Genomic DNA, 13,098 nt, shown 5'->3' on the forward strand with positions numbered 1-13,098 from the left:
TAAGGTTTGTGCCTGAACTGAAGGAATTACTAACTTTGGGAGGTTCTAAAACTGTTGGCTTTGGTGATTTCCTCTGCTCGAAGGGGGACTCGAACCCCCACACCTTGCGGCACTACCACCTCAAAGTAGCGTGTCTACCAATTCCACCATCCGAGCGGGTGTGTATGTAGGACAGGTTAGGAAAACGGGTTCTTTCGTCAAGGACATGAATTTTCTCTTGTCACTGCGACTCTAAATTCGGTAGGTTGTAGGGGCAAGTATGCAAGTATCCGATCTTACATTTCGTTTCAAATTACTTTTCCTTGGGTTTCTATCCCCTGTCTTCATCACTCTGGGACTGTTATTTTCCGCACCCTATTGGCTCACTTCCAGTGAACCATACCAAAAATCGGATGTTGCCGTCCTTGAAATCACAGACCATCCCCCCACACTCAAACATTTAAAAGCAATTGCATCGTTATATACAAAATCCGATTTCAAGAAACTAATCCTTGTTAGCAAAGAAGATAAAACACAAAACCAATTGATAGGTCCCTTTGAGATGGACCAAAAAACCAAAGGAATCCTTATTTCTAACGGAATACCTGGTTCTCAAATTGCCACGGTTTTGATCAGCACATCCAAAATGGGTGACACGGATGAGGCATCGAAAAACCTATTAAAAATAGCTGTTTCTGACAACTTAGGGTCGATTTTACTTCTGACACGAGAGTTTGAAAAACGACGTGTTCTGAATATTTACAAAAAAACACTAACCAGTTTGCCCGTGAAGGTCACAGCGTACAGTTTTCCCTCTGAAGTTTCTCATTCCAATTGGTTTTTGTCGGAATCGGGTGTAAAAGAAATTTCAATCGAATTTGTACGTTATATTTATTCTTACATTAGAGGTATCCTTTAACATGGATGAAATTAAAGATTCAAACGAACTCATAGAACAACGAATTCAAAAAATAAACGATTTAAAAACAAAAGGAATCAATCCATACCCCCTTCGTTTTTTTCCAGATTCCAATTCAAAACAACTCCTAGAAAGTTTTGATCCAAACAGTACCGAAAAAAAATCTTTTAAACTTGGTGGCCGTTTGCATGCCAAACGTGTGATGGGGAAAGCAAGTTTTGCACATTTAAAAGATGCGGAAGGCCTTATCCAATTGTATGCGACTCGTGATGACTTGGGAGAAGAAAACTATTCCCTTTTCAAATCACTTGACCTTGGGGATTGGATTGGACTTGAAGGTTGGCTTTTCCAAACCCAAAAAGGGGAAACTACGCTCCATTTAACAAACGTTCAACTACTCGCAAAATGTATCCGTCCTCTACCCGTTGTCAAAGAAAAGGACGGTGTTGTTTATGATGCATTTTCTGATGTAGAACAACGATACCGAATGCGGTACGTGGACCTCGTCGTAAACGAAAACGTTCGGGAAACATTCAAAATGCGTTCACGGATCATTTCTGAGATCCGTAAGTTTTTAACGAATGAAGGCTTTTTGGAAGTAGAAACTCCGATGATGCAGCCCATCGCCGGTGGTGCTGCCGCTAGACCCTTTGTCACCCACCACAACACACTTGATATGGAACTATTCCTTCGGATCGCTCCAGAACTCTATTTGAAACGCCTCATTGTCGGTGGTATGGACCGAGTGTTTGAACTGAATCGCAACTTTCGAAATGAAGGTATCTCCACGAAACACAATCCAGAATTTACGATGATGGAAGCCTATATGGCGTTTGGCGATATGGAAACCATGTTGTCCCTAACAGAAAGGATGATTGTAACGGTAGCCACTGCCATTGGGAAAGGATTAAAATTTCCTTATGGAAAAGACCAAATTGACCTCACTCCTCCATGGAAACGAGTGAAGTACATCGACATCATCAAAGAGTATTCTGGAATCGATTTTAGCCAAATTACCGATGTCAAAGAAGCCATTGAAAAGGCAAAATCCAAAGGTGTGGATTCCTCAGATTCAGTTTCCATTTGGAAAGTTTGTGATGATGTGTTTAGCTCCCTTGTGGAACCACATCTCATCCAACCGATTTTTATTACTGATTTTCCTAAAGAACTCTCCCCTCTTGCAAAATCCAGGGAAGACGATCCGAAATACGTGGAACGATTTGAACCCTATGTGGCGGGACGTGAGATTGGAAACGCTTTTACGGAGCTAAACGATCCATTCGACCAAAGGGAACGATTTGAAGAACAGGTAAAACAAAGGGAAGCTGGGGACGATGAAGCCTTTATGATGGATGATGATTACATCCGTGCATTAGAATATGGTCTTCCACCAACAGGTGGTCTTGGCATTGGAATCGACAGGCTTGTGATGTTACTCACAGATTCTCATTCCATCCGTGATACGATCCTATTCCCACTGATGAGACCTGAATAACATCCAACCAAATCTTTTGACCAAATCAAAAACCTCTCCCAATCCAAAGATTTCGGAGAGGTTTTTGATTTTGAAATGGATTGCCTTTCTGAAAGATTACTACGTGCGAAATGAATCTTTCCGCGGAATACGAAAGAATGTAAATTCCACGGTAAAAAAGGATTATCGTTTGTTGATATTCAATTTTGGTTCTGATTCAATCACACGAATGAGTTTTGATAAATTACTTTGAAAGGCAGCAGTTTGGCTACTTGACAATTGGTAATTGATGGTTTCCTTTCTATTTGTGTAACTAATTGTGATATTTTGGTTTTCCCCAATTTTTGGTAAAATTTCTTGGGTAAGTGCAGAAGTCACAACAATCGTATCCGAATAATCAGTGTTTGTTTTTTTAAGGTTGTACCAGGTTTCACCTAACTTAAGAGAAACTCCGATTGGAATGTCCACATCAAAGGTTCCAATTTCATAAAGGAGAAAATACGTTACAGCACCAGTGCCATTGTCCCTTTCCGCTTTGAAGTAAACACAAGGCCTCTTTCCTGGAAATACCCAAAGGTATTTTTGCATACAAATGTCTTTCGAAATTGCCGTTTGTTGTTCCAAAGTGGGTTCCGGGGTCACCACAAAGGCCTTTGTTCCAGAACAGGAAACAAGGACCAAAAAAAGGAGGAAAATGGAGGAAATTCGGGTCAAAGAGAAGATTCTTTCCATGATACACCCAACCTTTTTCGAGATGCAAGGTTTGGCAAAGGAAAAAATCCTGTTCCTATGGTATCTTATCCCAAAGGTAAAATAAAAGTCCTACTTCTGGAAAACATCCATAAGGATGCTTACGAACTTTTCCACCGAGATGGTTTTGATGTGACTCTTGTCAAGGATGCAATGGAAGAAGACGAGCTCATTGCCAAAATTGGTGATGTGCATGTGCTAGGAATCCGTAGCAAAACCAATGTCTCAAAGAAAGCTCTGGAACACGCGAAAAAATTAATGACGATCGGATGTTTCTGCATTGGAACGAACCAAGTGGAATTGGAAGAAGCGGAAAAAAAAGCAGTCCCAGTCTTCAATGCTCCTTATAGCAATACAAGGTCTGTCGCAGAACTCGTGATTGCTGAAATCATTATGCTTGCAAGGAAAGCTTCTGACCAATCAAAGGATGTTCACTTAGGTAAGTGGAATAAAATTGCAAAAGGGTGTTTTGAAGTCCGTGGGAAAACATTGGGAATCATTGGCTATGGTCATATTGGAACCCAAGTGTCTGTACTTGCTGAATCCATGGGGATGCGAGTGGTTTTCTACGATATCATCTCCAAATTACCTCTGGGAAATGCCACTGCTGCCCCGAGTTACGAAGAACTCTTAAAACAATCAGACTTTATCTCTTTCCATGTTCCAGAAACAGATGAAACAAAAAACCTATTCCGTAAGGAACACTTGAACCTACTCAAAAATGGAGCCTATGTCTTAAATTTGTCCCGAGGTAAGGTCTTGGAAATTGATGCCCTTGTGGAAGGTATCAAGTCCGGTAAAATTGCCGGAGCCGGAGTTGACGTTTTTCCGGAAGAACCGAAATCCAATGATGATCCATTCATCAGCCCTTTGCAAGGACTTCCCAATGTGATCCTCACACCACATATTGGTGGTTCCACAGAAGAAGCTCAAAAAAATATTGGAACGGAAGTTGCGGAAAAACTTTTAAAATTCATCAACAATGGATCCACTACATTTTCGGTTAACTTTCCGAATATTGAACTGGGAAGTTTGAAGTCTGGTTACCACCGCATTTTGAATATCCACCAAAACCAACCGGGTTTCCTTCGCGATATTAACTCCATCATTTCCGATATGGGGGGAAATATCCTCACACAGAACTTAAGCACATCAGCTAATATTGGTTACTTAAGCATGGAAATCGATAAAAACTTGGGTGATGAATTAAAAAACAAAATCAAAGCCCATAAACATTCGATTCGAACTCGAATCCTCTACTAACAAAACGGGAAGGATGGAATCCTGATGATAGAAGTCCTTCCCATTTTTACAAACTCTCCCCTTCGCAATTTTACCTATTTGATTTTCTCCCATCGAACTGGTGAGGTGTATTGTGTGGATCCTTACAATGCCCCACTCATCATCAATCAAATCAAAAATTTAGGATTAAAACTAAAAGGAATTTTGAATACCCATGAACATGGAGACCATACAGAAGGGAATTTGGAATTAAAAGCAGAAACCAATTGCCTTGTGTATGGGCACAAACTTGCAAAAGGAAAGATCCCAGGCCTAGACAAAACGTTAGAAGAAGGGGATGTATGTTTCTCAGTGGAAGGAGAAACCATTGAAGTTTGGGACACACCAGGCCATACCTTCTCCCATCTAAGTTTTGTTCATAAAAATCCAAAGACAATACTTGGAATTTTTTCAGGTGATACCTTATTCAATGTTGGTGTCGGAAATTGTTTCCGAGGTGGTGATCCAAATGTTTTGTATGATACAATTCAAACAAAGTATGCTTCTCTTCCTGATTCCTGCCTCCTCTATCCAGGGCATGACTACCTGGAAAACAACTTGGCATTTGCGACCCACGTAGAACCAAACCACGAGTTTCGCGAATCATTCCAAAAAACAAGGAAAGATCAGTTTATAGCAACCATTGGATGGGAAAAGAAAATCAGTCCTTTTTTCCGGCCTGAATCAAACTCACTAAAATCCCGACTAACAGAACTAGGTGAAACGATTACAGATAACAGGTCTATATTTTTGGCATTACGAAAACTAAGAGACCATTGGTAAAATTTTCATTTTACAAATGGATCATGGCTTTGTAACGTTAAGTTTATGACATTACTCATCGTCAGTCTTTTGGTATCGATTGGCCAAATTTTTTTAGCAAAGGCATTTGTTACGGTTTGGGCATTGGCTTTTTTTTGTAACTTAGGAATGTACATTTTACCATTATACAAATAAAGGAACCTATTTTCAGTTGAGAACCTTCCTCATTTCTCTCATCTCCATCACAGTTATCATTTGGGCCATTGCTACCTTCTCTCAAAACATGGAAACAGAAACCAGTGGCAAAAACCGAATCACCGACTTCCAAAAAGCCAAACGAGTCTTAAAACGTTTTTACAAACAAATTGGAAAAGATTTTTATTGTGGATGTGAGTTTGAAAAGGATGACGAGGAACTTGGCCGTTTCAAAATCAAACAAGAGTCATGTGGTTTGCAAGCAAGGAAAGATCCGAAACGCCAAACATGGATTGAGTGGGAACATATCGTTCCCGCTTATAGTTTTGGAAAGAATCGTGAGTGTTGGACGAAACCAAACTGTGAAGTGAACGCCAAAATTTTAAAAGGACGAAAGTGTTGTAGTGCCACCGATCCCGAATTCAATCTCATCGAAGCAGACCTCCATAATATCGTACCCGTCCCTGGTGAAATCAATGCAGATCGAGGGATCTATCCCTTTGGTGAAATCGACGGAGAACCAAGGGCTTACGGCCTCTGTGATTTTGAGGTGAACTTCAAAGAATCGTTAGCAGAACCTAAACCAGAGATCAGAGGGGATATCGCTCGCATTTACTTTTATATGGAATGGAGATACCAAATCCCAATCCCCGAAGGGAAACGGGAGCTCTACTTGGCATGGCACAAAGCGGACCCTCCCGATACCTTTGAAATTCGTAAAAACGAAATCATAGAACGACTCCAAAAAATCAAAAATCCATTTGTGGAAGGTGAAATCCCACTCCCATAATGTCCCAAGTGGTGCCAAAGATGCAAAAAATCAAATTCTAAAATTGCCAAAACAAAGATAGCTTCATTTACAGAATCAGCCTAGTTGTGAGTCTGGAACCATGATGAAGGAATATGACATCTTGGTGATTGGAGCCGGTGCTGGTACAAAACTTGTCACCCCACCCTCCCAAATAGGCAAACGAGTGGCCGTGTTCGAAAAGGAAACTCCTGGGGGGACGTGCCTCAACAGAGGTTGTATCCCTTCCAAAATGGTCATCTATCCTTCGGAACTGCTTCGTTTAGGGGAAGAATCGAAACGATTTGGAATCCAATGGGACGAGAAACCTAAATTTCAAGTGGGTTCAATATTCCAAAGGGTAAATGAAACGGTCAAATTCGATGCAGATTCGATTCCCATTGCTTATGAGAAAAATCCCAATATTCACTACTATCCAAAAAAGGTTTGGTTTCAGGCACCAAAAATCATCACTGATGGTGTAGACGAATACACCGCCAAACACATATTTGTTGTGACTGGCACAAGACCAAAACTTCCGAAAATACCAGGATTACTCGAAACACCCTATTGGACTTCAAGAGAAGCACTTTCACCAAAATTTTTTCCAAAATCCCTTCTCATCATTGGAGCAGGATTCATCTCACTTGAATTAGGTGCCGCCTATTCGGCCTATGGATGTGAAGTCACAGGTCTCACCCGAGGCGAAGTGTTATCACATGCAGACATTGATATCAAAAAAGAACTCATGGCCCACCTCCCTTTTCCGATCCAAACTGGATTGGACATCCACTCTGTGACCTACCAAAACAACAAATTCCAGGTAAGGGCAAAAAATCATGAAGGCAAAGACTTACATTATGAAGCAGAACAATTGCTCATAGCAACGGGGATCACACCAAATACAGAAGACTTACACTTAGAAAACACAAATATCAAAACAAATTCAGATGGATATATCCTTGTTGATGAAACCTTACAAACAAATGAACCGGGTGTGTATGCATTTGGTGATGTCATCGGAAGGTATTTTTTTCGACATAGTGCCAACTTTGAAGGAGAATATCTCTTCGAACACCTATTTGGTGAAAACAAAAAAGGACCCATCCAATACCCACCAATGCCAGAGGCGATTTTCACATACCCACAAATTGCAAGTGTTGGAAAAACGGAAGGAGAATTGATAAACGAGAATATCGCCTACTATAAAGGCATCAATCCGTATCGCGCAAGCGCCACAGGCATGGCACGATTATCGGAGTATGGTTTTGTGAAAGTACTCGTTTCAAAAGAAACAGAAGAAGTCCTTGGAGCCCATATCATCGGCGAGGAAGCGGCGAACCTGCTCCACCAAATTGTAATGGGTATGTTTTTAAAAGCGAAACTGAGTGATTATTTGGATATGATTTACATCCATCCAGCCATTTCAGAAATCACAAGGAATGCCTTCCGAAAAGTACGAGAACAAAAATTAAACGAGGGAAAATGATGAAAAAATTTTTATTCAATCGATATGACAAAGACACACTCATCAAAAAAGTTCTGGCAGACAAAAGGGAAAGGCGGGTCATTTCTTTTTATCGGTATGTGAAAATTGAGGATCCAATCGATTTTCGAAATCGTTTGTATGATACCTTTGATGATTTGGGAATTTTGGGTAGGATTTATTTGGCAAACGAAGGCATCAATGCACAGTTCTCAATACCCGTTGAAAACTACGAAAAATTACGCCAATTTGTTGATACCATTCCCGAATTAAAAGGTATCTACTTCAATGATGCCGTTGAAGACAAAAAAGAAAGTTTTATCAAACTTGCGATCAAGGTTCGTAGAAAAATCGTAGCCGATGGATTGGATGATTCCCAATTTGATCCTTCCGATGTTGGCACTCATCTATCCCCTCTTGAATTCCATCAAACTTTGGAGGAAGAAGGTGTGATTGTTGTGGACCTTCGCAATAATTATGAATCAGAAGTGGGTCATTTTGAAAACGCAATATTGCCAGATGTGGGAACCTTTCGCGAAGAACTTCCATTAGTTGAAAAAATATTAGAGAATGACAAAGACAAAAAAATCCTGCTCTATTGTACCGGTGGCATTCGTTGCGAAAAAGCAAGTGCTTACTTAAAATACAAGGGATTTGAAAAAGTACACCAACTGCGTGGTGGGATCATCAATTATGCCAAGGCCATATCGGACCACGGACTCAAATCTAAATTTAAGGGAAAAAACTTTGTATTTGATGACAGGCTTGGCGAGCGGATCACGGATGATGTCCTGACCGTTTGTTATACTTGCGGTAAACCTTCTGACAGACATTCCAATTGTGCCAATTTAGGATGCCATGTTCTCATTGTACAATGTGAGTCCTGTTCTGAATCCCTTTTAGGCTGTTGTTCTCATGAATGTAAAGAAATTGTCAGTTTGCCTGAGGAAACGCAAAAAAAATTACGGCAGGAACTCAGAAAACAACACAAATACCCATCTCACCACCTAACAAGAAAAATGGTAGGTAAATAAATGACTTCATACGCAATCCAATTAGAAGGCCTGGAAAAAACCTATCAAAACGGAGTGAAGGCACTACGTTCCATTGATTTAAAGGTGGAAGCAGGTGATTTTTTTGCATTACTTGGACCAAACGGTGCCGGCAAATCCACAACCATCGGAATCCTTAGTTCCCTAGTGAATAAAACAGGTGGTAATGTCAAAATCTTCGGTGTGAACATAGATGAAAATCCAAACTTAGCCAAAACCTATTTAGGAATTGTTCCCCAAGAATTTAATTTTGGTATCTTTGAAGCGGTTGAACAAATATTAATCAACCAAGCTGGTTTTTATGGCATGCCTTTGAAAGAGGCTAGAGAACGAGTGAAGTATTACTTGGATAAGTTGTCACTTTATGACAAACGTAAGTCAGCAGCGGGGACACTCAGCGGTGGGATGAAACGAAGGCTTATGATCGCAAGGGCTCTCATTCACGATCCGAAACTACTCATTTTAGATGAACCAACGGCAGGAGTGGACATTGAAATTAGAAGGTCTATGTGGGAATTTTTAAAGGAATTGAATCAAGAAGGAAAAACAATCATCCTCACAACACATTATCTGGAAGAGGCAGAATCCCTTTGTAAAAACATAGCCATCATCGATAAAGGTGAAATCATCGAAAACACATCCATGAAAAAATTATTACAAAGATTGGATAAAGAGACCTTTATCATAGATCTTAAAAAATCCTTTAAAACAAAACCTAATTCTAAAATCTTTCGTTGGATATGGTTAGATGACCATAGTCTAGAAGTACAATTAGACAAAAATACATCGGTGAATCATTTATTTGCAGAACTTACAAAAAACAAAATGGAAGTTTTGAGCCTTCGAAACAAATCAAATCGACTTGAAGAATTGTTTTTATCACTTACAGGAAAACATTGATTATGTGGAAAAAAAATCTAACTGCCCTACAAACCATAATCCGAAGAGAATGGATACGGATCATCCGAATTTGGGTGCAAACCTTAATCCCACCAGTGATTACCATGGCACTGTATTTTTTAATCTTTGGAGAATTAGTGGGTCGCCAAATCGGTAAAATTGGAAATTTCACCTATATTGAGTTTATTGTCCCCGGCCTTATCATGATGAGTGTCATTACAAATTCATATAACAATGTGGTTTCTTCGTTTTTTTCCAGTAAATTTCAAAAAAATATAGAAGAGCTTTTAGTTTCACCAACATCACCTTATACGATTGTGTTGGGATATAGTTTTGGTGGAGTTGTTAGAGGTCTTTTTGTTGGAGTTTTGGTAACACTCACTTCCTTATTTTTTACGAACCTTCAGTTCCAACATCCATTGATCATTTTCATTACCGTCATTCTTACATCGATTTTATTTTCTTTAGGTGGGTTTTTTAATGCATTGTTTGCCAAAAAGTTTGATGACGTCACCATCATCCCAACCTTTATTTTAACTCCCCTTACCTATTTGGGTGGAGTTTTTTATTCTGTAAAAAACCTTCCTGAATTTTGGCAGACCATTTCGTATTTAAATCCAATCCTTTATATGGTAAACCTATTCCGGTATGGGTTCATTGGTATCTCGGATGTGAATTTATTTTTTTCCCTGGGGTTTATTGTTCTTCTCTCAACGTTACTTTTTTTACTCAATGTTAGGTTAATGAAAATTGGTTATGGAATCAGAAATTAAAGAAACAAGAAAAATTCGTATGGAAACCATATTACGGGAAACGTTTCAACCAGAAGAATTACTTGTATTAGATGTATCTTTAGAACATGCAGGCCACCCGGGGATCACAAAGGATTCCAAAGAAACCCATTTTCGAATCAAAATGAAATCCGATTCTTTCCAAGGCAAATCTACCGTAGAACAACACCGAGCCGTCTATGAAATACTTGGTCCCGAGTTCAAAAAAGGACTCCATGCGCTAGAAATGGACCTTTCTTCTCCTTAATTTTCGAGTCTAAATGATATGACAAAACCTACCCTCATTAGTTTCAAACTCTGTCCTTATGTGCAAAGATCGGTGATCAACCTTTTGGAAAAGAAGGTGGATTATGAAATCAAATACATTGATTTAGCAAACAAACCTGAATGGTTTTTAAAAATTTCTCCATTTGGAAGGGTGCCAGTCCTTGTTGTTGGAGACGATGTGCTTTTTGAATCGGCTGTCATCAATGAATACCTGGACGAAACAAACCTTCCAAGCCTCCATCCAAAAGACCCAATACAAAAAGCAAAACATAGGGCCTGGGCGGAATTTGCGAGTGCACTCCTTGTCGACCAATATGGTTTTACGATGGCAAAGGAAGAAAAGGAAGCTTTGAAAAAAAAGGAAGAAATCCTATCTAAGTTCCGAATCTTAGAATCCATTTTACCAGAACCAAAGAATGGAAAACTATTCTTTGCTGGCGAATCGATGCACCTAGTAGACACGGCTTATGCACCGTTTTTCATGCGATTGGATTTTTTAAAACAAAAAGACGGACAATGGGATTTGGTGAGTGGGTTTTCCAAACTAAAAGTTTGGAGTGATACCTTACTTTCTTTGCCTTCAGTGAAGAATTCTGTTTTACCAGAAGTGCCCGAAGAATACATTGCATTTATCAAAGCGCATCATTCATGGATGGGAGGCAAACTCTAGGATGACCATTCCAGAAATCCAAAAGAAAATCGAAGCCGGATTACCAGGGTGTAAGGTAGAAATTTTAGATCCTTACCGAGATGGCGTCCATATCAAAGCCGTTGTGACATACAAAGGTTTTGAAGGGAAGGGACTCATCGAACAACACCGAATGGTGTATGCAACATTAAAAGAAGAACTAAAAGAAGAAATCCATGCATTAGCATTGGAAACTAGGAGTGAATGACCATGGAACAAGAGTTAAAAGATAAAATTGAATCTTTAATCAAATCAGAAAAGGTATTTCTTTTTATGAAAGGGACACCTGAAATGCCACAATGTGGATTTTCTGCGGGTGTTGTCTCAACACTGAAACAACAAGGAATTCCTTTTGGTTCTTTCAACGTACTATCAGATATGAAAGTACGGGAAGGAATCAAAGAATATACAAATTGGCCAACCATTCCACAGCTCTACATCAATGGCGAATTTGTGGGAGGCCATGACATCACTGTGCAAATGGCACAATCTGGGGAACTCAAGAAAAAAGTAGGTTAATCAGAATGTTCAAACTCTACCAATACGATTCTTGTCCTTATTGTTACCGTGTGAGACAGGCTATAGAAGGGCTTGGTCTTACAGAAGGAAAAGACTATCTTTTGGTAGAGGCAAGCAATGGTACCCCTGGCCGTGAAGAAGTGATTCGGTTGGGTGGGATTTCACAAGTGCCATTTTTAGTGGATGGGGAAACAAAAATGTATGAATCCCTAGACATCATCTCCTACCTAAAAACTAAATTTAAGTAAACCCCAATAAATTTAAGATCTTATCCCCCACTTCCCTTGGTTTCCCTGAATAAGGAAACTCGTGGATGTACAATACAGGGTTAAAATTAATCTCGAGGACTGCATACCGCTCTGGATTTGGTTTCTCCTCAATTGCACTCGAAATGATATCAATCCCACAAATCACGGCATTTGCAGCCTTTGCCGCTTGCAATGCGATTGTTTTAAATTCCGGGTGAACCAAATCGGTTACATCAATGGAATCTCCACCAGTTGAAATATTGGAGTTTTTTCTTAAAAAAACTTGTTCCCCGTTTTTGGGGACGGTGGAAAAATCATAACCCAAACCAGACAAAACCAATTGTTCCACGTCCGTCATTTGGATTTTTTCCAAAGCAGTGATATGGCCTTCTCCCCTTCGTGGGTCTTTGTTTTTCTCTTGCACCAACTCGGCGATACTGTGAACCCCATCTCCTACCACATTCGCTGGAACACGGTTACAAACCGCCACAACTTCCTCACCTAATACGAGAAAACGGTATTCCGGGCCTTCCATAAATTCTTCAATGATGATCGAACTTGAATGAGAAAATGCTTCTTTTACATAATAGGCATATGAATCAAAAGGATCATTTCGGTTTGAGATTCCAATGCCAATTCCAAAATTGGTTGTCACAGGTTTAATCACCTTTTTTTTATTTTGAAAGAAAGCATAATCGCCAAGTGCTCCATCCATCGAACCATAATCTCGACCAATGGGCACTCTCACACCATGTTCACTTAACACAAGTTTGGATGCGATTTTATTTTCCATCACAAGATAGGTCATAAGACTATCGAGTCTCGTTTTACTCGCCTCTTTGACAAACTCAACGTGACTTCCTTGTTTCAAACGTAAAAAATTTTCTTTGCGATCAATCACATCGACACTGATCCCACGTTTGATTGCATCGCGAATGATGATTTGAGTAGAAATTTCTAAGTCTTCCCAACCTGGGAGCAAAGGTTTTGGCAACGACAC

Annotated in this window: 17 protein-coding genes and 1 tRNA gene; 15 read left to right on the forward strand and 3 right to left on the reverse strand. The window is 39.7% G+C overall.

Annotated features, from left to right (window positions below):
• Window positions 1-74 precede the first annotated feature (74 nt).
• Window positions 75-156, reverse strand: a tRNA-Leu gene (locus EHQ62_RS00430).
• 103 nt (window positions 157-259) lie between these two features.
• Here EHQ62_RS00430 and EHQ62_RS00435 point away from each other — a divergent pair.
• Window positions 260-898: a hypothetical protein gene (locus tag EHQ62_RS00435; RefSeq protein ID WP_135640334.1), complete on the forward strand. Its 639-nt coding sequence runs from the start codon at window positions 260-262 to the stop codon at window positions 896-898.
• A 10-nt stretch (window positions 899-908) separates the two neighbouring features.
• Complete coding sequence (lysS, locus tag EHQ62_RS00440; RefSeq protein ID WP_208720592.1) at window positions 909-2,393, forward strand: lysine--tRNA ligase; 1,485 nt, start codon at window positions 909-911, stop codon at window positions 2,391-2,393.
• Window positions 2,394-2,555: 162 nt separating this feature from the next.
• On the opposite strand, the gene EHQ62_RS00445 is transcribed toward lysS, so the two are convergent.
• Complete coding sequence (locus tag EHQ62_RS00445; protein ID WP_135640336.1) at window positions 2,556-3,104, reverse strand: hypothetical protein; 549 nt, start codon at window positions 3,102-3,104, stop codon at window positions 2,556-2,558.
• 57 nt (window positions 3,105-3,161) lie between these two features.
• Here EHQ62_RS00445 and serA point away from each other — a divergent pair, with 57 nt between their 5' ends.
• From serA to EHQ62_RS00505, 13 genes are all read left to right on the forward strand, one after another.
• The gene (serA, locus tag EHQ62_RS00450) at window positions 3,162-4,385 is read left to right on the forward strand and encodes a phosphoglycerate dehydrogenase (RefSeq protein WP_135640337.1); all 1,224 of its coding nucleotides are present in this window, start codon (window positions 3,162-3,164) and stop codon (window positions 4,383-4,385) included.
• A 24-nt stretch (window positions 4,386-4,409) separates the two neighbouring features.
• Entirely contained in the window at window positions 4,410-5,186 is a 777-nt protein-coding gene (locus EHQ62_RS00455; RefSeq protein WP_135640338.1) for an MBL fold metallo-hydrolase, read from the forward strand.
• 45 nt (window positions 5,187-5,231) lie between these two features.
• Window positions 5,232-5,360 carry a hypothetical protein gene (locus EHQ62_RS18775; RefSeq protein WP_279638320.1) on the forward strand — a complete coding sequence of 43 codons (129 nt, stop codon included), beginning with the start codon at window positions 5,232-5,234 and terminating at the stop codon, window positions 5,358-5,360.
• A 55-nt stretch (window positions 5,361-5,415) separates the two neighbouring features.
• On the forward strand, window positions 5,416-6,150 hold the full coding sequence (locus EHQ62_RS00460; protein ID WP_425269512.1) for an endonuclease: 735 nt from the start codon (window positions 5,416-5,418) through the stop codon (window positions 6,148-6,150).
• A 103-nt stretch (window positions 6,151-6,253) separates the two neighbouring features.
• Window positions 6,254-7,636: a dihydrolipoyl dehydrogenase gene (locus EHQ62_RS00465; protein WP_135640389.1), complete on the forward strand. Its 1,383-nt coding sequence runs from the start codon at window positions 6,254-6,256 to the stop codon at window positions 7,634-7,636.
• Complete coding sequence (gene trhO / locus EHQ62_RS00470) at window positions 7,636-8,667, forward strand: oxygen-dependent tRNA uridine(34) hydroxylase TrhO (RefSeq protein ID WP_135640390.1); 1,032 nt, start codon at window positions 7,636-7,638, stop codon at window positions 8,665-8,667. The genes EHQ62_RS00465 and trhO overlap by 1 nt, the downstream gene beginning before the upstream one ends.
• On the forward strand, window positions 8,668-9,585 hold the full coding sequence (locus tag EHQ62_RS00475) for an ABC transporter ATP-binding protein (RefSeq protein WP_135640339.1): 918 nt from the start codon (window positions 8,668-8,670) through the stop codon (window positions 9,583-9,585).
• Between the two features lie 2 nt (window positions 9,586-9,587).
• A complete protein-coding gene (locus EHQ62_RS00480; RefSeq protein WP_135640340.1) occupies window positions 9,588-10,358 on the forward strand; it encodes an ABC transporter permease in 771 nt (256 codons plus the stop codon).
• Window positions 10,342-10,623 (forward strand): BolA family protein, encoded by a 282-nt coding sequence (locus EHQ62_RS00485; RefSeq protein ID WP_244241571.1) that lies wholly within the window; start codon window positions 10,342-10,344, stop codon window positions 10,621-10,623. The genes EHQ62_RS00480 and EHQ62_RS00485 overlap by 17 nt, the downstream gene beginning before the upstream one ends.
• Before the next feature lie 18 nt (window positions 10,624-10,641).
• The gene (locus EHQ62_RS00490) at window positions 10,642-11,313 is read left to right on the forward strand and encodes a glutathione S-transferase family protein (RefSeq protein ID WP_135640341.1); all 672 of its coding nucleotides are present in this window, start codon (window positions 10,642-10,644) and stop codon (window positions 11,311-11,313) included.
• A 1-nt stretch (window position 11,314) separates the two neighbouring features.
• The gene (locus EHQ62_RS00495; RefSeq protein WP_135640342.1) at window positions 11,315-11,539 is read left to right on the forward strand and encodes a BolA/IbaG family iron-sulfur metabolism protein; all 225 of its coding nucleotides are present in this window, start codon (window positions 11,315-11,317) and stop codon (window positions 11,537-11,539) included.
• 2 nt (window positions 11,540-11,541) lie between these two features.
• Window positions 11,542-11,850 (forward strand): Grx4 family monothiol glutaredoxin, encoded by a 309-nt coding sequence (gene grxD, locus EHQ62_RS00500; RefSeq protein ID WP_015678202.1) that lies wholly within the window; start codon window positions 11,542-11,544, stop codon window positions 11,848-11,850.
• Between the two features lie 5 nt (window positions 11,851-11,855).
• Entirely contained in the window at window positions 11,856-12,098 is a 243-nt protein-coding gene (locus EHQ62_RS00505) for a glutathione S-transferase N-terminal domain-containing protein (RefSeq protein ID WP_135640343.1), read from the forward strand.
• Here the strand turns inward: EHQ62_RS00505 and gshAB are convergent.
• Window positions 12,091-13,098 carry a bifunctional glutamate--cysteine ligase GshA/glutathione synthetase GshB gene (gene gshAB, locus EHQ62_RS00510; RefSeq protein WP_135640344.1) on the reverse strand — a complete coding sequence of 336 codons (1,008 nt, stop codon included), beginning with the start codon at window positions 13,096-13,098 and terminating at the stop codon, window positions 12,091-12,093. The two genes, EHQ62_RS00505 and gshAB, sit on opposite strands and share 8 nt — an antisense overlap.

It is taken from the genome of Leptospira jelokensis, assembly GCF_004769635.1.
GTDB lineage: Bacteria > Spirochaetota > Leptospiria > Leptospirales > Leptospiraceae > Leptospira_A > Leptospira_A jelokensis.

Bases quoted from the DNA above. Each gene is read 5' to 3' on its own strand.
- EHQ62_RS00485 (WP_244241571.1), top strand. From the start codon at position 10,342: ATGGAATCAGAAATTAAAGAAACAAGAAAAATTCGTATGGAAACCATA.
- EHQ62_RS00445 (WP_135640336.1), bottom strand. From the start codon at position 3,104: ATGGAAAGAATCTTCTCTTTGACCCGAATTTCCTCCATTTTCCTCCTT.
- EHQ62_RS18775 (WP_279638320.1), top strand. From the start codon at position 5,232: ATGACATTACTCATCGTCAGTCTTTTGGTATCGATTGGCCAAATTTTT.
- EHQ62_RS00480 (WP_135640340.1), top strand. From the start codon at position 9,588: ATGTGGAAAAAAAATCTAACTGCCCTACAAACCATAATCCGAAGAGAA.
- EHQ62_RS00495 (WP_135640342.1), top strand. From the start codon at position 11,315: ATGACCATTCCAGAAATCCAAAAGAAAATCGAAGCCGGATTACCAGGG.
- EHQ62_RS00475 (WP_135640339.1), top strand. From the start codon at position 8,668: ATGACTTCATACGCAATCCAATTAGAAGGCCTGGAAAAAACCTATCAA.
- EHQ62_RS00435 (WP_135640334.1), top strand. From the start codon at position 260: ATGCAAGTATCCGATCTTACATTTCGTTTCAAATTACTTTTCCTTGGG.
- grxD (WP_015678202.1), top strand. From the start codon at position 11,542: ATGGAACAAGAGTTAAAAGATAAAATTGAATCTTTAATCAAATCAGAA.
- EHQ62_RS00455 (WP_135640338.1), top strand. From the start codon at position 4,410: ATGATAGAAGTCCTTCCCATTTTTACAAACTCTCCCCTTCGCAATTTT.
- trhO (WP_135640390.1), top strand. From the start codon at position 7,636: ATGAAAAAATTTTTATTCAATCGATATGACAAAGACACACTCATCAAA.
- EHQ62_RS00490 (WP_135640341.1), top strand. From the start codon at position 10,642: ATGACAAAACCTACCCTCATTAGTTTCAAACTCTGTCCTTATGTGCAA.
- EHQ62_RS00465 (WP_135640389.1), top strand. From the start codon at position 6,254: ATGAAGGAATATGACATCTTGGTGATTGGAGCCGGTGCTGGTACAAAA.
- serA (WP_135640337.1), top strand. From the start codon at position 3,162: ATGGTATCTTATCCCAAAGGTAAAATAAAAGTCCTACTTCTGGAAAAC.
- EHQ62_RS00505 (WP_135640343.1), top strand. From the start codon at position 11,856: ATGTTCAAACTCTACCAATACGATTCTTGTCCTTATTGTTACCGTGTG.